21 protein-coding genes and 1 tRNA gene are annotated in these 21382 nt (G+C 40.7%); 13 read left to right on the top strand and 9 right to left on the bottom strand.

What is annotated here, in order from left to right:
• The first annotated feature begins 2 nt into the window (after window positions 1-2).
• The 12 genes from DK207_RS02280 to DK207_RS02225 all read left to right on the top strand — a co-directional run bounded on the left by DK207_RS02280 (window position 3) and on the right by DK207_RS02225 (window position 11121).
• Window positions 3-554, top strand: coding sequence for a phosphatase PAP2 family protein (locus tag DK207_RS02280; protein WP_109439791.1), 552 nt, complete (start codon window positions 3-5; stop codon window positions 552-554).
• 84 nt (window positions 555-638) lie between these two features.
• Entirely contained in the window at window positions 639-839 is a 201-nt protein-coding gene (iscX, locus tag DK207_RS02275; RefSeq protein ID WP_004640824.1) for a Fe-S cluster assembly protein IscX, read from the top strand.
• A 109-nt stretch (window positions 840-948) separates the two neighbouring features.
• Window positions 949-1380 carry a nucleoside-diphosphate kinase gene (gene ndk, locus DK207_RS02270; RefSeq protein WP_004640823.1) on the top strand — a complete coding sequence of 144 codons (432 nt, stop codon included), beginning with the start codon at window positions 949-951 and terminating at the stop codon, window positions 1378-1380.
• A 120-nt stretch (window positions 1381-1500) separates the two neighbouring features.
• A complete protein-coding gene (rlmN, locus tag DK207_RS02265) occupies window positions 1501-2736 on the top strand; it encodes a 23S rRNA (adenine(2503)-C(2))-methyltransferase RlmN (RefSeq protein ID WP_109439790.1) in 1236 nt (411 codons plus the stop codon).
• Window positions 2737-2753: 17 nt separating this feature from the next.
• Window positions 2754-3554, top strand: a complete 801-nt coding sequence (gene pilW, locus DK207_RS02260; protein ID WP_213066227.1) for a type IV pilus biogenesis/stability protein PilW — start codon at window positions 2754-2756, stop codon at window positions 3552-3554.
• Window positions 3545-4339, top strand: a complete 795-nt coding sequence (locus DK207_RS02255) for a helix-turn-helix domain-containing protein (protein WP_109439788.1) — start codon at window positions 3545-3547, stop codon at window positions 4337-4339. The genes pilW and DK207_RS02255 overlap by 10 nt, the downstream gene beginning before the upstream one ends.
• Before the next feature lie 21 nt (window positions 4340-4360).
• Window positions 4361-5476 (top strand): flavodoxin-dependent (E)-4-hydroxy-3-methylbut-2-enyl-diphosphate synthase, encoded by a 1116-nt coding sequence (gene ispG / locus DK207_RS02250; RefSeq protein ID WP_005083384.1) that lies wholly within the window; start codon window positions 4361-4363, stop codon window positions 5474-5476.
• Window positions 5473-6765 carry a histidine--tRNA ligase gene (gene hisS, locus DK207_RS02245; protein WP_109439787.1) on the top strand — a complete coding sequence of 431 codons (1293 nt, stop codon included), beginning with the start codon at window positions 5473-5475 and terminating at the stop codon, window positions 6763-6765. Before ispG ends, hisS begins: the two co-directional genes overlap by 4 nt.
• A gap of 24 nt (window positions 6766-6789) precedes the next feature.
• Entirely contained in the window at window positions 6790-7488 is a 699-nt protein-coding gene (locus DK207_RS02240) for a YfgM family protein (RefSeq protein WP_109439786.1), read from the top strand.
• Complete coding sequence (gene bamB / locus DK207_RS02235; protein ID WP_109439785.1) at window positions 7488-8630, top strand: outer membrane protein assembly factor BamB; 1143 nt, start codon at window positions 7488-7490, stop codon at window positions 8628-8630. Before DK207_RS02240 ends, bamB begins: the two co-directional genes overlap by 1 nt.
• A gap of 374 nt (window positions 8631-9004) precedes the next feature.
• Window positions 9005-10414 carry a ribosome biogenesis GTPase Der gene (gene der / locus DK207_RS02230; protein WP_004640809.1) on the top strand — a complete coding sequence of 470 codons (1410 nt, stop codon included), beginning with the start codon at window positions 9005-9007 and terminating at the stop codon, window positions 10412-10414.
• A 59-nt stretch (window positions 10415-10473) separates the two neighbouring features.
• The gene (locus tag DK207_RS02225; protein WP_109439784.1) at window positions 10474-11121 is read left to right on the top strand and encodes a 4'-phosphopantetheinyl transferase family protein; all 648 of its coding nucleotides are present in this window, start codon (window positions 10474-10476) and stop codon (window positions 11119-11121) included.
• A gap of 62 nt (window positions 11122-11183) precedes the next feature.
• On the opposite strand, the gene secF is transcribed toward DK207_RS02225, so the two are convergent.
• From secF to DK207_RS02180, 9 genes are all read right to left on the bottom strand, one after another.
• The gene (gene secF, locus DK207_RS02220) at window positions 11184-12152 is read right to left on the bottom strand and encodes a protein translocase subunit SecF (protein ID WP_109439783.1); all 969 of its coding nucleotides are present in this window, start codon (window positions 12150-12152) and stop codon (window positions 11184-11186) included.
• A 10-nt stretch (window positions 12153-12162) separates the two neighbouring features.
• Window positions 12163-14064 carry a protein translocase subunit SecD gene (gene secD / locus DK207_RS02215; protein WP_004640806.1) on the bottom strand — a complete coding sequence of 634 codons (1902 nt, stop codon included), beginning with the start codon at window positions 14062-14064 and terminating at the stop codon, window positions 12163-12165.
• Between the two features lie 52 nt (window positions 14065-14116).
• Window positions 14117-14446, bottom strand: a complete 330-nt coding sequence (yajC, locus tag DK207_RS02210; RefSeq protein ID WP_004640804.1) for a preprotein translocase subunit YajC — start codon at window positions 14444-14446, stop codon at window positions 14117-14119.
• 98 nt (window positions 14447-14544) lie between these two features.
• Window positions 14545-15672, bottom strand: coding sequence for a tRNA guanosine(34) transglycosylase Tgt (gene tgt / locus DK207_RS02205; RefSeq protein ID WP_005083369.1), 1128 nt, complete (start codon window positions 15670-15672; stop codon window positions 14545-14547).
• A 96-nt stretch (window positions 15673-15768) separates the two neighbouring features.
• Window positions 15769-16338 (bottom strand): LemA family protein, encoded by a 570-nt coding sequence (locus DK207_RS02200; protein ID WP_005083367.1) that lies wholly within the window; start codon window positions 16336-16338, stop codon window positions 15769-15771.
• 62 nt (window positions 16339-16400) lie between these two features.
• On the bottom strand, window positions 16401-17429 hold the full coding sequence (locus DK207_RS02195; protein WP_075314795.1) for a hypothetical protein: 1029 nt from the start codon (window positions 17427-17429) through the stop codon (window positions 16401-16403).
• Between the two features lie 105 nt (window positions 17430-17534).
• Window positions 17535-18521, bottom strand: a complete 987-nt coding sequence (locus DK207_RS02190) for a hypothetical protein (RefSeq protein WP_109439782.1) — start codon at window positions 18519-18521, stop codon at window positions 17535-17537.
• Between the two features lie 63 nt (window positions 18522-18584).
• The gene (queA, locus tag DK207_RS02185; RefSeq protein WP_109439781.1) at window positions 18585-19619 is read right to left on the bottom strand and encodes a tRNA preQ1(34) S-adenosylmethionine ribosyltransferase-isomerase QueA; all 1035 of its coding nucleotides are present in this window, start codon (window positions 19617-19619) and stop codon (window positions 18585-18587) included.
• A gap of 65 nt (window positions 19620-19684) precedes the next feature.
• A tRNA-Leu gene (locus DK207_RS02180) sits at window positions 19685-19771 on the bottom strand.
• 307 nt (window positions 19772-20078) lie between these two features.
• Between DK207_RS02180 and DK207_RS02175 the strand changes: the two genes are divergently transcribed.
• Complete coding sequence (locus DK207_RS02175; RefSeq protein WP_004640791.1) at window positions 20079-21350, top strand: sensor histidine kinase; 1272 nt, start codon at window positions 20079-20081, stop codon at window positions 21348-21350.
• Window positions 21351-21382 lie beyond the last annotated feature (32 nt).

Here is a 21382-nt window from a genome sequence, read left to right as displayed (position 1 = left end):
TTATGAAATTTGAAAATGCAAAAATAAAAATACTTGATCTTGATTTAAAAGGGTGTGTATACCTAAATCATCTCTCGCATTCACAGCGTGTTGCCTTGTTTTTTAAAACAATCAGTCGTTTAGGTGATGGGCCGTTTTGGTATGTTATGTTGCTATCTGTGTGGGCAACACAAGGGTTGGCATACGGCCTAAACATTCTGTATTTAATTCTCGCAGGCTCCGTTGGAACACTGATCTATAAATTTTTAAAACATAAAACCACACGTCCAAGACCTTATCAGGTACATCAAGTCATTGTATTGGGTGAACGACCATTGGATCATTTTAGTTTCCCATCAGGACATACGTTACATGCGGTGATGGTGACGATTGTATTGGGTTATATCCAGCCTGTACTCTTGATTTTGATGCTCCCATTTACGATCTTGATTGCCTTGTCACGGATGGTACTAGGTTTACACTATCCAAGTGATGTGATTGTGGGTGCAGTCATTGGTGCCTCAGTTGCAAGTGCGATCATCTTACTGGCACCGAGTTTGAATATTATTTTGTAGTGAATCTCGGGAATAGGGCTATCGTTCAAATCGAATGATTTGTTAAAGTACGGGATAATCCTATTTTTTTATTCAGGTTGTCATATGGGCTTACGTTGGACAGATACGATCGATATCGCAATTGAATTGGTTGAGGCACATCCTGATGTCGATCCGCAATGGATTCGTTTTACTGATTTACATGCGTGGGTATGTGCATTGCCAGACTTTAATGATGATCCAAACAAATCAACTGAAGGCTTATTAGAAGCGATTCAAATGGCGTGGTTGGACGAAGTTCGTTAGAAATTCATCTGAAATCGTGGAACTTTTACAGATTCCAGCTGATTATTGGCGATGACATCGGTATAATGCGGCAAATTTTTTAATGTTTAGACCATAATGGGAGCCAATCATGGCGATTGAACGTACTTTATCTATTGTTAAACCAGATGCAGTTTCTAAAAACCACATCGGCGATATCTTTGCTCGTTTTGAAAAAGCGGGTTTAAAAATCGTTGCAACTAAAATGAAACACCTTTCTCAATCAGATGCTGAGGGTTTCTATGCTGAGCACAAAGAACGTGGTTTCTTTGGTGATTTAGTTGCTTTCATGACTTCTGGTCCAGTTGTTGTTTCAGTTCTTGAAGGTGAAAATGCAGTTCTTGCTCACCGTGAAATCTTAGGTGCGACAAACCCTAAAGAAGCTGCACCTGGTACGATCCGTGCTGATTTTGCTGTAAGCATCGATGAAAATGCTGCTCACGGTTCTGACTCAGTTGCTTCTGCTGAGCGTGAAATCGCTTACTTCTTTGCTGATAACGAGATCTGCCCACGCACTCGTTAATCCAAAGTATTCAAGCCAGATAAGTGGTATACTACTTATCTGGTTTTTTATTTTTTATAAATTGTGTTGTGTAAAGAATACACAGCATATTTAGCGCTGATATTGTTTAGGTAAATGTTCATGAGTTCTGCAGTGGTCGTTTCATCCGAAAATTTAGATGAAAAACAACAGTCTGTTTCTATGCCTGTGGTTCATGCTGCTGACAATAAAGTCAATTTACTGGGCATGTCACGTGCAGAATTAGAAAAGTTCTTCGAAGACTTGGGCGAAAAAAAGTTTCGCGCTGGTCAGGTGATGAAATGGATTCATCAATATTTTGTTACTGATTTTGCTGAGATGACCAATATCTCAGGCAAGTTACGTGAAAAATTAGAAAAAATTTGTGAAATCAAAGCACCTGAGGTAGTACATCGCAATTACTCAAAAGATGGTACCCGTAAGTGGGTGTTCCGTGTCGGCGATGGTGAGGGTTCATTGGTTGAAACTGTCTTGATTCCTGCCGAAGATAAAACGGGCGCGCGTAAAACCTTATGTATCTCGTCACAAGTTGGTTGTGCACTGGATTGTTCGTTCTGTTCAACAGGCAAGCAAGGCTTTCAGCGTGATTTGACACCAGCGGAAATTATTGGTCAGCTTTGGATGGCAAACTATTCCTATATGGAGGATGTGCCTGTTGCTGAGCGCGAACGTACTGTAACCAATGTCGTGATGATGGGTATGGGTGAACCATTACTCAATTATGATGCGGTATTGAGTTCAATGCAGTTGATGCTGGATGACTTTGCTTATGGTATGTCAAAACGTCGTGTAACCTTATCTACATCTGGCGTGGTGCCTAAGATTGATCAATTGGCGCAAGATATTGATGTGGCATTGGCAATTTCATTACATGCACCGAATGATGAGTTGCGTAATGAATTGGTACCGATTAATAAAAAATATCCATTACAACAATTGATCGCTGCTTGTCAGCGTTATCTCGCTAAAGATGGCAATGAAAGTGCGCGCCGTCATGTCACTATTGAATATGTGATGTTGGATGGGGTAAATGACCAGCCAGAGCATGCTCAACAGCTACTTAAATTGTTAAAAAATTTACCAAGTAAAATCAACCTTATTCCATTTAACCCATTTCCGCATGCCCCGTATGGGCGTTCTAGCCGTAATCGAATTATTGCTTTCCAAAAAACTTTGTCTGATGCAGGATTTGTGTGTACGATTCGTCAGACACGTGGTGATGATATTGATGCTGCGTGTGGTCAATTGGTAGGGCAAGTTGCTGACCGAACTCGTCGTGCTGAACAATGGAAAAAGAAAGTGGCGCAGCGACAAGAAATTTTGCGCACACAAGGATAAAACTTGGGGATAATGCGTTGAATACAACTCGACTAAAAACGACTATAGCGATAACAGTTGTACTTATGGCAGGCGGTTTAACAGCTTGCCAATCGACACCATCTACGAAAGATCCAGAAAAAGCCGTTCAGGTTCGCACCCAATTGGCTGCCGAATATATTCGTAATCGTGATTTGGATTCTGCCAAGCGTTCTCTTGACCAAGCGCTGAAATTGAATTCCCGTGATGCAAATGCCAATATGATGATGGGCATTTTGCTTCAACAAGAGGGAAGTAAGCTCAATATGGAAAAAGCAGATGCTTATTTTAAGCGTGCGATTTCATCAGAGCCAGACAATGCTCAAGCGCGTAATAATTACGGTACATATTTATATCAAATGCAGCGTTATAATGAAGCGATTGAGCAGTTTACTCGTGCTGGCGCAACCTTGGGTTATGATCAACGGTTTCAATCACTGGAAAACCTAGGGCGAATCTATTTATTATTGGGCGATGTGACGAATGCTGAAAAATCATTCAAACAAGCGCTGCAAGCAAATCGAAATGCAACCATTTCAATGTTAGAGTTGTCGGAAATTTTCTATTTGCAACAAAACAATAGAGATGCATCCCAGTTATATGAACAATATGTTCGGAGCGTGGGGCAGCGCAATCAAGGTGCTAGAGCACTTTGGATCGGGATACGCATTGCTCGAGCGAATGCGGATCAGTTAGGAATGCAAGTGTTAGTCAACCAATTACGCGCTTTATTTCCTGATAGTCCAGAATATCAACGTTATTTGCAATTACAGTACAGTACTGAGGCCGTATGGAAATAAATCCAAATTCACATCAGCCAACTGGCTCAACCTCGCCATCGTCAACATTAGGAAATATTCAACGACCTGGTGAGTATTTGCGTCAAATTCGTATTGCACAAAAGAAAGAACTTGAAGAAATTGCAAGCGTATTGAATATGCCAGTCAAAACTTTGACAGCATTAGAGCAGGATGAATATACCGCTTTGCCTGAGGCGACTTTTATTAAAGGTTATTATCGAGCATATGCAAAATACTTAAATGCTGATGCAAGTGCGATTATTCAACGCTTTGATGAAATTTATGTCAATGATACGGGTCTCAAAGCCAGTCATGCCTTGAATAACTCACCGATTAAAACCATGGGTAAATTGGCGGGTTCGAAAAGTGTACGTAATCGTAAATGGTTAAAACGTCTGGTGATTTTGGCTGTTGTACTGTTGCTAGGCTGGTTAGCCGTTATGGCTGTACAAAACTGGTCATCAAGTAGCAGCAAAGATGAAGCCGATATTCCAAAGATAACCAATTCTGATATTGAGATCTTACCGATGGCTAATACTGCTGCCACATCGGGAGATCAGTTAGAGTTGAACTTTAGTCGTCCGACATCAATTAATATCGTTGATGCAACGGGTAAAGTCCTTGCGACAGGTCGCCAAGCGTCAACATTAAATTTGAATGGTGAATCACCATTTCAAATTCGCTTAGATGATGCGACTGCCGTAACATTAAGTTTAAATCAAGAACAGATTTCATTGCGTCCTTATACAGTGAATGGTAAAGCTGAATTCCGTTTATCTCGCTAATGCTAAATAGGTAGCTATACGATGATCGTGAACCCAATTAAGCGTCGTCCAACACGAAAAATCCGTGTGGGGTCGGTGTATGTCGGTGGTGATGCTCCCATTAGTGTGCAGAGCATGACCAATACTGAAACCTGTGATGTCGATGCAACGGTTGCGCAAATCCAACGCTGTGCAGATGCAGGCGCGGACATTATGCGTGTTTCTGTCCCATCAATGGAAGCAGCAGAAGCCTTTGGTGCCATACGCAAACGTGTTTCTGTGCCTTTGGTAGCTGATATTCATTTTGATCATCGTATTGCATTAGCGGTCGCTGATTATGGTGCTGATTGCTTGCGTATCAATCCGGGAAACATTGGTTCGGATCAGAAAGTACGTGAAGTGGTTGCAGCGGCAAAACATCATGGGATTTCGATTCGAATTGGTGTAAATGGCGGTTCTTTGGAAAAAGACCTGCAAATCAAGTATGGCGAACCAACTGGGCAAGCATTGCTTGAGTCTGCGATGCGTCATATTGATATTCTAGATCGCTTAAATTTTCACGAATTCAAAGTGAGTGTGAAAGCATCAAATGTATTTTTAACCATGGATGCTTATCGTTTGTTGTCACAACAGATTGATAATCCATTGCATCTCGGTGTAACTGAGGCAGGCATCTATCGTACTGGTACAGTGAAATCAGCGATTGCGCTTGGCGGACTATTAATGGAAGGCATTGGAGATACCATGCGTATTTCCTTGGCTGCTGAACCCGAAGATGAGATTAAAATTGGTTTCGATATTTTAAAATCATTGGGTTTACGTTCAAATGGCATTAACTTTATTGCTTGCCCAAGCTGTTCACGCCAAGAGTTTAATGTGATCCAAGTAATGCAAGCTTTGGAAGAGCGTTTAGAGGATATTCGTACTCCGATGGATGTATCGGTTATCGGATGTAAAGTGAACGGTCCTGGTGAGGCTAAAGAAGCTGATATCGGAATTGTAGGCGCATCACCGCGTTCGCTGGTCTATCGAAATGGTGAAAAAAGTCATTTAATTGACACCAATCAGTTGGTTGATGAAATTGAAACAATGGTTCGTCAACGTGTTCAAGAGCTTGAAGAAGCCAAATCTAAAGAAATTATTCGTAGTTCATCATGAGTTCAATCGTCGCTATCAAAGGTTTTAATGACATCCTTCCAACGCAAACTGCGGCTTGGAGAAGTCTAGAACAACAATTGGCATCTTTAATGGATGCTTATGGTTATCAGCAAATCCGTTTGCCTATCGTTGAGCAAACAGGTTTATTCAAACGTGCTATTGGTGATGCGACTGATATTGTCGAAAAGGAAATGTATACCTTTTTCGATAAGGGAACACCACCAGAGTCATTGACCTTACGTCCAGAAGGGACAGCGGGTTGTGTACGTGCAATGTTAGAACACAACTTACTTCGTGGCGCTGCGCCACGAGTGTGGTATGTGGGACCAATGTTCCGTTATGAAAAACCGCAAAAAGGACGTTATCGTCAATTCCATCAATTCGGTGTAGAAACTTTTGGTGTTGCAACGCCTGATATTGATGCTGAAATTATTCTCATGACTGCACGTTTGTGGAAACGTATGGGAATGGCGGAAAATGTACGTTTAGAATTAAACACTTTAGGTGAAACGGATGAGCGTGCTGAATACCGCGCCGCATTGGTTGAGTTCCTGAATCAACACAAAGATCAGTTGGATGAAGACTCACAACGCCGATTAAGCACTAATCCTCTGCGTATTTTGGATTCTAAAATCGAATCAACACAAAAGATTTTAGAAAATGCACCTAAATTGCATGATTTCCTAAAAGAAGATTCGCTTAATCATTTCCAACAACTACAGCAATACTTAACCGATGCTGGCGTTGAGTTTGTGATTAACCAAAAGCTCGTACGTGGTTTAGATTACTACAACAAAACAGTGTTTGAGTGGACGACCACGATGTTGGGTTCTCAAGGAACGGTGTGTGCAGGCGGTCGTTATGATGGCTTGGTTGGACAGCTAAAAGGCAAGGCAGATCAATCTGTGCCTGCGGTTGGTTTTGCGATGGGAATGGAGCGTTTGCTGTTATTACTTGAGCAAGTAGAGCAGACTAAAATTACGCGTGATTGTGAAGTATTCCTCTTGGCAGAACCAGCTTATCAAGCCAAAGCATTGGTGTTGGCTGAGCAAATTCGTGATCAATTGGAAGCTGCCAACAGCACAATTCGTCTCAAAACTGGCTCTCAAGGGAGCATGAAAAGCCAAATGAAGAAGGCGGATCAATCTGGTGCTGTTTATGCCGTGATTTTGGGCGAGCGAGAATGGGAATCTCAGCAACTTGTAGTGAAGGAACTTGCAACGGCTGAACAGTCCCAAGTGAGCTTAGCTGAGTTGGCGCCATTTTTTATCGAAAAATTTAAACAATAAAACATTTAGGAAAAGGACAATCACATGAGTTTAAGTGATGATGAACAACTCGACAGTTTGAAGTCGTTTGCTAAAAAATATGGTTCTGCAATTATTAGCGGGATTCTCATTGCCTTGATTGCCTTTTTCGGATGGGAATATTGGCAGAAGAAAACTCAGGCTGAAGCACAGAATCAGACGGCTAAAGTGCAAAAGTTAATGGATGAGGCGAAAGCAATTTCGGGTCAACCTAATGCATTTGAAACGATTTCTGAAGCAGCTGATAAGATTGTTAAAGAAGATGCCAATTCTGTGCATGCTATTCAGGTTCAATTGTTGTTGGCAAAATTAGCTTATGACAAAGATGATTATGCTGCAGCTGAAAAAGCATTAAAGAAAGTTGAAAATTCGACGATCAAAGATACTGGTCTAGTGCAAATTGTTAAATTACGTTTAGCAGATGCACAACTGGCACAGAAAAAATACGACGAAGCTTTGAAGACCTTAGCTCAAGTAACTGAACCATCCTTCAAAGCGACGGCTGATGAGCTACGTGGTGATGTATATGTTGCAAAGCAAGAGACTGAAGCTGCACGTAAAGCCTATCAAAGTGCATGGGATAATGTAGTTGAACGTAAGTTAGAGCGTCAGCTTTTACAAATTAAACTCGAAAGTGTTGGCGTTTTAGTGGATGATCCTGAAGTCGAGCGCCCGATCTTAGATACCAATGTGGATGAGTCTTAATGCAGAATAAACTAAAACTACCATTGGCAATCGCCATTGCTTCAGCTTTATTTGTAGGTTGTTCGAGTAATAAGGTAAAGCCTGTAAAGCCGAACCCATTACCGAAAATCACCCAAGAACAAAGTTTAAATCTTGTATTTTCGCAAAGTGTTTCCTCAACCAATGCTGCTGATGCGTTACGTTTGCAATTGGATACGGATAACGGTGTAATTTTTACTCCAGATCCAGACGGTCAAGTGTCTGCTTATCAAGGCAAACAACGACTTTGGAAAAGCAAAATCACTAAACAAGAGCTGACTGCAGGTGTAGAGGCAGGCGAGGGTGTTGTAGTCATCGGTAACCGTAAAGGCCAGTTATTTGCACTGGATCAAGCAACTGGTGAGCAGAAATGGACTGCACAATTGTCTGGTGCGATTTTAACCCCATCTTTAATTCAGTCTGGTCGTGTGATTAGTTTGGCAAATGATGGAACTGTATTTGCACATGATGTTGCTACAGGGCAACAGGTATGGGCATATAAGTTGCCAAATGTACAATTTAGCTTACGTGGTCAAGCTGCACCAGTACGTTTAGACGATCGTACAGTATTAATCGCTTCTGCAAATGCGTATATCTATGCAATTGATGTGATCAGTGGTATTCCAAGATTTCAACGTCGAGTTGCAATCAGTGAGGGACGCTCTGATATTCAACGTTTGAATGATATTAATGGTGATCCTGTTGTCGCAGGGCAGTACTTGGTGACTACAAGTTTCCAAGGACAAGTTACTGTTACTGATCTAGCAACCCAACGCGTGGTTTGGAGTGAAGATGCAAGCAGTACTAACCGCCCTGAAGTTGCTGAAGATAAGGTCTTTGTTTCAACTGTAGATGGCAAGTTAAATGCTTATGATCTCGCGACAGGTGAGCTTGTTTGGCAGAACGAAAGCTTGTTAAATCGTAAGCTTAGTAATCCAGTTATGCTTGGACAAAACCTTGTAGTTGGTGATTTGGATGGTGTTTTACATCTGATAGAACCTGCCACAGGACGTTTGGTTGGTCGTGCTAAAACACGTGGAGATGTTCGTAAATTACGTGTGATTAATGATCAGCTTTACGTTTCCACTCAAAAAGGTGCATTAAGCATTTGGCAGAATCGTTAATTTTATCCAAGCTTGTGGTAAAATTAGAAAATAGGGCATGGCAAAATACCATGCCCTGCATTTTTTATAGAATTTAAATTTCAACATAAATTTTTCAATCCGAATATGATACTCGTTAGGGGCATCCGCAACCTGAGCGAAGATACACAAAGCACTGCTTTGTCTGGGTGTAAGACGAGTAGCTCTGCTGCGAATATTGTATGCGAATTGAGTCTTGTAGTATGGATAACTGTCTTTGCCTTTACGAAGCTTCAAGTGCTTGTTTGGGTAAAAAGAAAGTCAGTCTAACTGAAAGCTTATCCAAGTATTGGGTGATAAATCAGCAAGACACCATTATGATGATTTTAAAAATCTAACTCAGATTAAGGTAATTTATGAAACCCGTTATTGCGCTCATTGGTCGTCCAAACGTCGGAAAATCAACGCTATTTAACCAAATCACTAAAAGTCGTGATGCTTTGGTTGCTGACTTCGCTGGTTTAACTCGTGACCGCAAATACGGAGATGCGGTATATCAAAATAAATCATTTATCGTCGTCGATACCGGTGGTATCGGTGAAAATGAAGGTGGTATTGACTCTTACATGGCGGAGCAGTCAAAAACCGCGATACATGAAGCGGATATCATCGTTTTCGTGGTAGATGCGCGTGCTGGTCTATTGGCATCAGATGAACAAATTGCACGAGAACTACGCACCTTAGGTAAGAAAGTTTATTTAGTTGCTAACAAAGTGGATGGCGTCCATGCTGAAGCTGCTTTAGTCGAGTTTTATAAGCTCGGTATGGGTGAGCCATTGCAAGTAGCTGCAAGTCATGGTCGTGGCGTACAGCAAATGTTAGAGGATGTACTTGCAGAAGTACCTGAAGATGAAAATCCTGAAGAGCATAATAAAAATACGGGTTTGCGTTTAGCGATTATTGGTCGTCCAAATGTGGGTAAGTCAACACTCGTTAACCGTTTATTGGGTGAAGAACGTGTGGTGGCTTTCGACCAACCAGGGACAACCCGAGACTCGATTTATATCCCATTTGAACGTGATGGCCGCCAATATACTTTGATTGATACGGCAGGCGTACGTCGTAAAGGTAAAGTGGATGAAATGATTGAGAAATTCTCAATTGTTAAAACACTACAAGCGATGAAAGATGCCAATGTGGTCGTAATCGTTGTAGATGCTCGTGAAGGTATTGTTGAGCAAGATCTACATTTGATCGGTTATGCACTTGAAGCAGGTCGTGCGATGGTGATTGCGATCAACAAGTGGGATAACATGACCGAGTATGATCGTAAGCAATGTAAACTAGATGTTGAGCGTCGCTTTGATTTTATTCCATGGGCGAAAATTCATTTAATTTCGGCATTACATGGCACTGGGGTGGGTGAGTTATATCCATCCATCCACCGCGCTTATGAATCATCGAATTTGAAAGTTTCACCAGCAAAACTCACTCAAATTCTAAATGATGCAACAGAAGCGCATCAGCCGCCAATGATTAGTGGTCGACGTATTAAAATGCGTTATGCGCATATGGGTGGTCAAAACCCACCGACGATCGTTATTCATGGTAATAAGGTCGATAAGACACCAGCAGACTATCGCCGTTATCTCGAAAATGTATTCCGTAAAGTCTATAAGCTTGAAGGAACACCCGTTAAGATTGATTTTAAAACGTCTGAAAATCCATTTGAAGGTCGTAAATCTCAGGTGGATGAGCGCGTTGCAGCACGTAAACGCCGTTATGTTCAGAAATTCAAAAAGGCTGAAAAGAAATTTAAGCGTTAATATAAATAGATCTAGATTAGCCCAAAGTTCGCTTTGGGCTTTTTTATAAGGAGGGACCAATGACCATACGTAAAATCGAAATACATCTACAGGCATTGGCGCAACTGCTGAAAAAAAATAAAACAGATTTTGCTGATTTAAGCAGCTTTAATTTATATAAACAACAGCAAATAAGAGCTTACCGTGACCAGCTTTTGGCTGAGCACTTGCAGAGTGGTATTGAAGCGCTCAGCTTTGCTAAACATGAACATGGTAAGCCTTTTTTAAGCTCTCACGCTTTACATTTCAACCACTCACATAGTCGACATTATTATGCTTTGGCAGTGAGTGAATGTGTCCGAGATGTTGGTGTTGATGTAGAGGAGTTAGATCGAAAAGTTCGATTTGATGCTTTCGCACAACATGCTTTTCACCCACAAGAATATCAAATCTGGCAACAAGAGCAGAACAAAGAATATTGGTTTAAGGTGTGGACGACGAAGGAAGCAATATTAAAAGCTTCGGGCTTGGGGATTCGTTTAGATTTAAATAGTTTAAATACACAGGTTCATCCTGAACAGACTGGGGGAGTGTGTACCCACCCTTTGATTGGAACATTTGCCTATCAAAATTTTATCTTAAATCGTATTGTGATAACTGTGGCATGGCGAAGTGAGCAGTCATGCCGTGGGTTCCAGTTTCCACAGCTTCAAATCATTCAACACTGATGTGAATAAAAAAATGCCAGTGATTACACTGGCATTTGGTTTAAATCTAGAGAAGCCGAGATTTAAGGAATCTGATCATCTTCAAATTCAGGTTTGACTTGCACGATAAAGTCTTGACGGCTAAGACCACGCCATAAGGCATAGGCTGTACCAATGTAAATCGATGAGTAAGTACCGACGAAGACCCCAACAATCATTGCTGCTGAGAACCAATGTAAGCCATCACCACCCAAGATAAACATCGCCACTACAACCAGTAATAAGGTTGCAGAAGTATGAATGGTGCGACGTAGCGTTTCAGTCAAGGCAATATCAATAATTTCTCGAGAGCTCGTATCACGGATCTTACGGAAGTTCTCACGAATACGGTCTGAAACGACGATGTTATCGTTTAACGAGAAACCGATAATCGCAAGCAGGGCTGCTAAAACGGTTAGATCAAATGGCCATTGGAATAAAGCAAACGCACCGATAATGATGACAATGTCATGGAACAGTGACATTACTGCACCCATTGCAAGTTTAAACTCGAAACGAATGGTGACATAAATCAGCATTAAAATGAGTGCAAGAGCAACCGCACCAGCTGAACGGACATAAAGTTCATTTCCAACCGCACCACCTACTGCATCTACTTTATGTACATTCACCGTATTATTCGGTAACTGCACTGCTTGAGTGATGCTTTGGCTGAGATCATCGACCACGAGATCATCCTGTACAGGCATACGTACAATCAGATCAGTATTACTTCCTAAGGTCTGAACTACAGCATCTTTAAAACCAGCTTGATTGAGCGCTTGTGTCACCTGTGAAGGTTGAACTGGATTTTGATAGTTCAATTCAGCAGAAACACCGCCGGTAAAATCTAAGCCAAGATTCAGTCCTTTGGTTGCAATAAAGAAAATACTCGCAATGGTCAGTAAGATCGAAATAATCGCAGCAGGTTTAGCGATCTTCATAAATGGGATGATTTTTAAATCATCTGGACGACCGTATTGTTTTGAGTCACGTTGAGTCAGATCTGACATATCAATCTCCTTAAATACTCAACTTGGTCAAATTACGGCGTTTGCCATAAATGAGTTGTACGATTGCACGCGTCACTGTAATTGCAGTAAACATCGAACAAACAATACCGATCATCAACGTGACAGCAAAGCCTTTGATCGGACCTGTACCTATTGCAAATAAAATAAATGCAACAAGGAATGTGGTTAAGTTGGAATCAACGATGGTGTTATAAGCGCGATCATAACCTGCAACAATGGCTTGTTTCGGTGATGCACCCCATCGCATTTCCTCTCGAATACGTTCGCAGATCAATACGTTCGCATCGACTGCCATACCAATGGTAATGACAATACCCGCAATACCCGGCAAGGTGAGGGAAGCACCTAACCATGACATGACCGTTAAAATCATCGCAAGGTTGAAAATCAGGGCAAAGTTTGCAATCAAACCAAATAGACGGAAGAACACCACCATCCAAATTGCAACTAAGATAAAGCCAATAATGGTTGACTGAACCCCTTTTTCGATATTTTCTTTACCTAAGCTAGGACCAACCACACGTTCTTCAACGAAATACATTGGCGCAGCAAGCGCTCCCGCACGCAACATCAGTGCAAGTTCAGCAGCTTCTTGAGGTGAATCTAGACCTGTAATACGGAACTGTGAACCCAACACCGCTTGAATCGTTGCTGCATTGATAACAACTGATTCAGTGTAAGGTGTACGAACTTCGGTTTGTGCCCCTGTTTCAGGATCAGTGACGTAGCTAATGCGTTGTTTATTTTCAATAAACAAGACCGCCATACGTTTTCCAACTGCGTTACGTGTGCCATCTGCCATGAGCTTGCCACCCGCACTGTCCAAGGTAATATTTACCTCAGCACCACCTGTATCTTGGCTAAAACCAGAGCTCGCATTTTGTACACGTTCACCCGTTAAAATACGATTGCGGTTAAGCAATAAGTCACGGCCACTGTCTAGAGATTCAAAAGCAAAAACTTCTGTTCCTGGTGGCACAGGTTGTCCATTGTATTTACGTGTATAAGGATCGATATATTGATCGTTACTATCTGCAACCAAACGGAACTCTAGGTTGGCTGTACGACCGAGGACACGTTTTGCTTCAGCTGTATCTTGGATACCCGGTAACTCAACCACAATACGGTTGCTACCTTGAGTTTGAACCAAGGCTTCAGCCACCCCTAATTCATTGATACGGTTGCGAAGAGTCGTTAAGTTTTGGTTGACAGCGTAGGATTGGATTTCCTGACGACGAGCATCAGTATAATTCAATCTTAATGTTGCACCAGTCGCTGTCGCAATGGATTGCTGATTAAACTCATTACCATTACGACGTAAGAAATCAGCCGCTGCATCACGATCTGCATTGCTGGCAAATTGGATGGTAATTGTATTATTGTTTAAAGCGAGGTTATTGAACTTAATTTTGTTGTCACGGAACTGACGGCGTAAATCAGTTGCGGATGTTTCCATGCGCTGACTAATTGCCTTATCCATATCAACTTCGAGCAAGAAGTGTACACCGCCACGTAAGTCCAAACCGAGTTTCATCGGTTTCGCCCCAATCTTTTGCAACCAAATAGGAGTGGTTGGTGCAAGGTTGAGTGCAATCACATAGTCATCGCCTAGATCACGACTGAGGATGGCTTTTGCTTTGAGCTGTTCTTCAGATGAGCTTAAACGGAGTAAAGCTGCATTATTGGAGAAACTACCATCATGACTGCTAATATTGGCCGTTTTTAAAATCTGCTCAGCTCTTTGCACTACGCTCTGATCAATTTGAGTACCTGCTTTGGCGCCCGAAATCTGGACAGCAGGTTCATCAGGATACAGGCTTGGAAGTGCATATAACGTACTGATCACAAAGACAACGAGGATCAGTAAATATTTCCATGCAGGGTAACGCATTCGCTTTCTTCTTAAATGAAAAAGTCGTGCTTAGGCACGACTATCTTAATGATTAAAGGTTATTGAGTGTGCCTTCAGGTAAGACTGAAATAACACTTGCACGTTGGATTTTTACTTCTACACCGCGGCTGAGTTCAACTGTTGCAAAGTCGCCATCTAAGCGAATAATTTTGCCCATTAAGCCACCCGCAAATACGATTTCACTACCAACACCTAAGCTTTCAACCAAGCTACGATGCTCTTTGGCACGTTTTGCTTGTGGACGCCAGATCAAGAAATAGAAGATCGCAACAAATACAGCGATCATCAATAAGTTTGCCATCAAGCTTGGGCCTTGGGCTGCTGCATCAGCAGCATGGGCAGTAGAAATGAAAAAGCTCATTTTAATTTCCTAAAGTTTAAAAGGTCAAAAATTGACATTAAGTTCCAATTCGTTTTGCAATGTACCTTGTCTTGGCGTTACGTGCAAATCTTGATAGATTAATTTGGACAAGGTGGCACATCTAAACCACGACGTGCATAAAAATCTTCAACATAGGCATCAAAAGTGCCATTATCCAAGGCATCACGCATGCCTTGGGTTAAGCGCTGGTAGTAGCGTAAGTTATGGATTGTGCCCAACATAGATGCCAGCATTTCACCGCACTTCTCTAAATGATATAAATAGGCACGAGTAAAGTTTTTACAAGTGTAACAATCACAATGTGGGTCTAAAGGGCCTTTATCATGACGATATTTACTGTTACGAATTCTTACCAGCCCATCGGTGACAAAATAATGACCATTACGGGCGTTTCGGGTTGGCATGACACAGTCAAACATATCGACACCACGACGAACAGCTTCAACGATGTCTTCTGGTTTACCTACACCCATCAAATAGCGTGGTTTGTCTTCTGGCATTTTGTTGGGAAGATAATCCAGTACCTTGATCATTTCTTCTTTAGGTTCACCTACCGATAAACCTCCAATGGCATAACCATCGAAACCAACCTCTAATAGACCCTTGAGCGATTCATCACGCAGGTCTTCGTACATTCCACCTTGAATAATGCCGAATAATGCATTTTTATTCTTGAGCTCATCGTGATGGTGCGTTTTACAACGTTTTGCCCAGCGCAATGAAAGTTGCAATGATTTTTGTGCTTCTTCATGAGTGGCTGGGTAAGGTGTGCACTCATCAAAGATCATTACGATATCTGAATTAAGCACATGTTGAATCTCCATCGAAATTTCTGGAGATAAAAATACTTTTGAACCGTCGATCGGTGAGCGGAAAGTCACACCTTCTTCTTTGATCTTACGCATTGCACCTAAGCTGAACACTTGGAAGCCACCAGAGTCAGTCAAAATCGGCTTATCCCATTGGATAAACTCATGCAGACCACCGTGCTCTTTGATGACTTCTAAGCCTGGACGTAAATATAAATGGAAGGTGTTACCTAAAATAATCTGTGCCTGAATTTCTTCAATATCACGAGGCAACATGCCTTTTACCGTACCATAAGTACCGACAGGCATAAATACAGGTGTTTCAACAACACCATGTTCTAAGGTAAGTCGACCACGACGGGCGCGTCCCGACTGACCTAATTTTTCAAATTTCATGACACTATCCATCAAGGCGAAAAAACAGTTCGCTGATCAAAAGCGGGTATTTTCCTTGATTATGGCGTGTAGTTCTACTACTAAATGTAGCTAGCGTTAAAAATTTGGTTTGTAGTCAAAATTACGGTCAATTACTTGATCTCGAAAAGGACGAATCGCTTTCTTTGCTAAGGTCATGGTATTGACTAAGTTGTTTGGAAAAATCTGAATGTGATTATTAAATAACTCGACATTACGGTTAAATATGGTGATTGCTGCACCGACATTTTCATTTTGTTCTTGAATATCATCCATCATTTTGCTGTACAGCGTGTCAGCTTTTAGTTCTGGATAGTTTTCTACAACGACATTTAGACTACGCATCAAATCGGTATTTAATTTTTCAATCTGCTGCAATTTAGCAATATCGGTGTCATTTACATTCAAATTCATGATTTGCTGACGTAAAGCCGTCACTTGCTCTAGAGTTGATTTTTCAAACACAGTGTATTTACTGAGTGTATCTTCTAAAGCCTCTAAGGTTTTGACTTTCTGGCGTTCGAAATTGGCAACTTCTGCCCACGCACGTTTGGTGGCATTGAAATATCGCACAATCGTATTGCGGATATGAATCCCCCAAACAATTAAGACAACGAAAATGCCTAAGAAAATAATTAAGCCTGTCATCGCCATACCCCTTTATCTTGTCCCTTTCGACTTATGCTATGTATGAGCCGTTGAGGGAAATTTTATCGAATTAAGTTAAGCATCAATTCTTGAAACCTTTGATATTGAGGCATGGTCATGGTGCGTAGATGTCCACGTAGTGCAGGAATATCATTGATTTGATCGCGCTTACTGGTTGTTTGTAATAGGTTTTGTTCCCCAACATAGCAAAGTATTTGCTCTTGATGATGATAAATTAAATCACCTTTAAAGTGTTGAAAAAAATCATGTAATTTTAGGGTCATACTTGGACTAATGCTTTTAGCCAATTCATGTTGACTACGGCCAAAAATTTTTAGATTGCGATTCACCGAAATGTCACTACTTTCCCAAACACTACCGTAAGGTTCAAAAAAACGAGAGCGTTGATTGCTGACAGCGATACCTAAGTTGGGCATTTGGAAAATAAAAGCCCCCCACAAATCTTTGTGAATTTCCTTGACGATTTTTTTATCACTCGTTTTATCTTGGAGGATCGGCATTTCACTGACATAGTGATATTGAAAGATGAGAACTTGATGCTCAGTTGTTCCATCATGCCACGTCGTAGATGCATATTGGGTAATTTGGTTAGATTCAGTACCACGATAAAACAATGGAAAGAGTTGTCGTAGTCGACTGATGACCAAGCTGGGTTGTGCTTGGATTGGGAGATAGGTTGGGAGTTGCTGGAAATTTAACTGATAACGTAGCGTCATCATACGTTGTTCAAGAAACTCGGTCACCTGAATTAAAGGTTGTTTTGGCTCATAGAGAAGATAGGCTAAAAACCCTGTCAAAAATGCAGCTAAAAAGCTCCAAATGAACTGAATATGCGGATGAATAAAGTAGCCAAACACTAAGCAACAGACACTAAAGATGGTGAGAAGCAAGGGGAGTACATTAAAAAAATGTAGATCATGTGCTTCACCCCACGGATGTAGCTTGTCGAGTAACTCTTGATCATTGGTTGATTTGTTCCCAATATCCCAAAGCCGAGCGATATTACGGAAAACCTGAGCATTTTTTTTACGTCTTATATGAAGCGCTTGTTGTACAGTATCGATCGGCATGGAAAGGATCAGTTCATTATAATAGGTCGATGATGAGTGGATTATGCTTTAAATTTCAGAAACTAAGAAGTACCTTGTGGGCTATTTTAATCGTTATAGATGGAATTAGAGAGTCTTGAGTAGACTGGTAAGTGCTTCTTGTAAACGTTGAAGTTTTGGCATTTGAAGTTGTTCTAGCTTTTCAGCAAGTTTATTTACCGTGATTGCCTGAAATAAATAATTACTCTCGATTAAAGGGGATTCATTGAATAACCAGTACATCACACTAGTTTGTGGAGGTACATAAAAATCCCCATGAAAAGTTTGCATCATTTTTTCCAGTGACAATAGCCTTTCTGGAGTTAAAAATTTAACAAACTCGTATTTATTTACGCCAGTTTGCTGATACTTCTTATTAAAGAGAATATCACTAGATTTCCACTCTATACCTAGATGACATTGATGTTTATAGTGAGCTGAGATGCTGATGCCTTTGAATGGGAAATTGTCCATCAGTACGCCCCATAGATCACAATGGGTCGTTTCATAGAATTCTTTGCCTTGATCATCGGTTATTCTTGTTTGATAGGTGTAGTGATAGTTAAAAACAGAATAATCATATGTTTTTTGTTTAATCACTAATTTCCCATCTAGCAATATTTTAACAGTATTGTCTTTATTACCTAGTTTAAATAAGGGATGATCTAGTAAGGCAGAATTTAAGGGTTTGCTATCAGGATGAAACTTAACCTGATAGGTCTGCTCTAGAACATAGATTCTTAATTGTTCTTTTAGGCTGTCTAATTCAGTTGTCGGAATACGATAACGCACACCAATACTAAACAGAACAACACAAACAATTAGATAGTAGGCAGAGAACAAAAGGCCTGCCAGTAAAAAAATCAGACTCAGCGTGGACATTGTCCAGTACAGGTAATTCTTGATATACAGGTTTTGCTCGCCTTGCCAGTGTTTTAAGCGATTAATAAGTGTGTCGGGTGAAGGGTGTTCCTCAAGGAGGTGGCGAATAGCCTCAATATTTTCTAAGGTCACCTGATTATGCATAAATTGATTTTGAAAGGCTTTTTGAATTTTTTTAGATATAAATGGCATAAATTTTTTAAATCATCATATTAAAAAATAGGCTAAACCATGATTTAGCCTATGGAAATATATTTAAGCAAGTTTATCAATCAACATAGCATCGCCATAGCTAAAGAAGCGATAGCGTTGCTCCACTGCATGTTTATACGCAGCCAATATGTTATCTCGATTCGACAACGCTGAAACCAGCATCAATAAGGTTGATTCAGGCAAATGGAAGTTGGTAATCAGACGATCCACGATACAGAATTGATAACCTGGATAAATGAAAATCTGAGTATCGCCTGTCCATGCTGCGATTTTGCCATCATTTGCTTGTGCTGCACTTTCTAATGCACGGGTCGCCGTAGTGCCTACTGCAATAACTTTATTACCACGTGCTTTGGTTTCCAAAATCAGGTCAATCGTCGCTTGTGGTACATCACACCATTCACTATGCATAATGTGATTGGTAATGTCCGTTGTGCGAACAGGCATAAATGTCCCTGCACCGACATGTAAAGTGACAAAAGTTTTTTGAATGCCTTTTGCTGCCAATTTTTCTAATAAATCTTGGTCAAAGTGTAGACTTGCTGTAGGGGCAGCGACGCTGGCAATTTTTTCAGGATTGTGAAAAACGGTTTGATAACGTTCCGTATCAATCTCTTCTGCTTCACGATTGAAATATGGTGGAATTGGTAACTGACCATATTGATCCAGTACAGATAAAATCGGTTGTGAAAACTCAACCACAAACAGGTTTTCATGACGACCTTGTACAGTTACTGGTACTGCATCTTCACCCACATAAAGTTCAGCACCTGCTTTCGGTGAGTTACTTGATTTGATATGGCAATGTGCTGTATGCGTGTCGAGCATTCGTTCAACCAAAATCTCGATTGCTCCACCTGTAGCACGTTTGCCTTTTAAGCGGGCTTTCATGACCTTCGTGTCATTGAGTACCAGTAAATCACCTTCTTCAAGTAGATCGAGAATATCGGTGAAAGCATGGTCGTGATAATGACCTTGAGCATCGATATGGAGTAGGCGTGACGCGCTGCGGCTTTCTAATGGGTAGCGAGCGATAAGTTCATCTGGGAGATCAAAAGAGAAGTCGGAGAGTTGCATATTTTTCTTTACCACATATGAAAAAAACCCCAAACTTTTAGTGCTAGTTTGGGGTTTCGAAATTTTGGTCCCGAGGGTCGGACTCGAACCGACACGTCATCTCTGACAGCGGATTTTGAGTCCGCCGCGTCTACCAATTTCACCACCTCGGGAAGAGTGCGATGCTTTGTGTTGCGTATAATACCTTGTTTAAATCACTTGTCAATCATGCAGATTTAACAGTTGCTGAATTTTAGAGCAATTTATCGTTTTTTTAGGTTTTTTTATAAAAATTGTTCAAAAATTACTTTTTTTATAATAATGAAATAAATTATTGTTGAAATTTCACGTTTTGTTGCGAAATTGTCGGAAGCAGCAATTGCCTTTTATGCTAAAGTTTGTTAATACTAAGTGATGGTTTTCACATTTTTTTTAATAAAACGTAAATAACCAAATAATGATAATATTCGAGAGGCGGGCATGGCTATTCAATTATTAGAATTACAGCAAGCTGATAAGCTAAGCGCTTGTAAAATTTCACTTTCTTTGGGTCTTAACTCAGAGCAAAACTTGATTGAACAATTCCTGCAATTTAATCGTAAATTGATGCAGGCAAGTACCGCATTGCTCGCATTCCACCAAGAACCCTATTTATGGCATCGTTGCCCAGAAAAACTACAAGCAATTGATTCTACAAAAATTGCAAAAAGTCTAAATACATTATTTGTCAATAATGATCTGATTGATTGTGATCATCCACGCTACCCAAGTTTGATGGCTTTTCTTAATGTTTTCAAGAAGAAAGTCCAACGTGCTGTTGCGTTGCATTTAAGACATCCAGATCAGACATCCTTGGGATATGTGATCCTATTTGATGAAGAGGCGCAGGCCTTCTCAAAACTACAAACAGAGTTATTGCAAGCACATTGTCGTAACTTTATGCAGCAGCTTGAGTTGAAATTTAATCATGATGAATTAAAGGAACTTTATGAGCAAGAAGCTGCGCTCAATGTTAGTAAAACTAAGTTTTTCTCGATTATCTCGCATGATTTAAGAGCACCATTTCATGGATTGTTGGGGTTCTCAGAGATTCTGGCGAAAGAACGTGAAACCTTAGATGAGTCGAGTATTCAAAATATTGCTGATTATCTGCATGATACCTCGCAATCAACATATAACTTATTAGAAAGTCTACTCAATTGGGCGATGGCTGAAGGAGGGCGTTTTGTTTATCACCCAATTAATTTTAAGTTGCGTCAAATAACCAATATTGTGACTGATATTTTAAAAACTTTGGCTTTGAAAAAGCATATTGAATTGGTAAATGAGGTCGATGAAAACCTCAAAGTTTATGCTGATATGAATATGATTACTTCTGTCATCCAAAATCTTGTTTCAAATGCGCTGAAGTTCACTGATGTGGATGGTTCAGGCAAAGTTTATATTAAAGCAAAGGCACGTGGTGACGTTGTTGAGATCTATATTAAAGATACGGGTTTAGGTATGACCCCTGATCAGCTCAAAGATTTGTTTCAACCACGTATAACCATCAGTTTAAAAGGCACTGCAGGTGAGAAAGGTGCAGGGCTGGGGTTGGCGTTGTGTAAGCGCTTTGTTGAAATGAATCACGGGAAGATCAGTGCCAGTTCAAAAGAAGGGGAAGGGACTTTGTTTAAGGTGGTATTGCCTGTTGCGCGTGAACATGTAGATTTGTGCGTTGAGCAAAATAAAAGTCAGGAAAAATTAGTCTAAACAGATTTTAATCCTTGGTCAGTAACTGATAT

The organism is Acinetobacter haemolyticus, assembly GCF_900406815.1.
GTDB lineage: Bacteria > Pseudomonadota > Gammaproteobacteria > Pseudomonadales > Moraxellaceae > Acinetobacter > Acinetobacter haemolyticus_A.
This window is presented reverse-complemented; position numbering and strand designations above follow the sequence as displayed.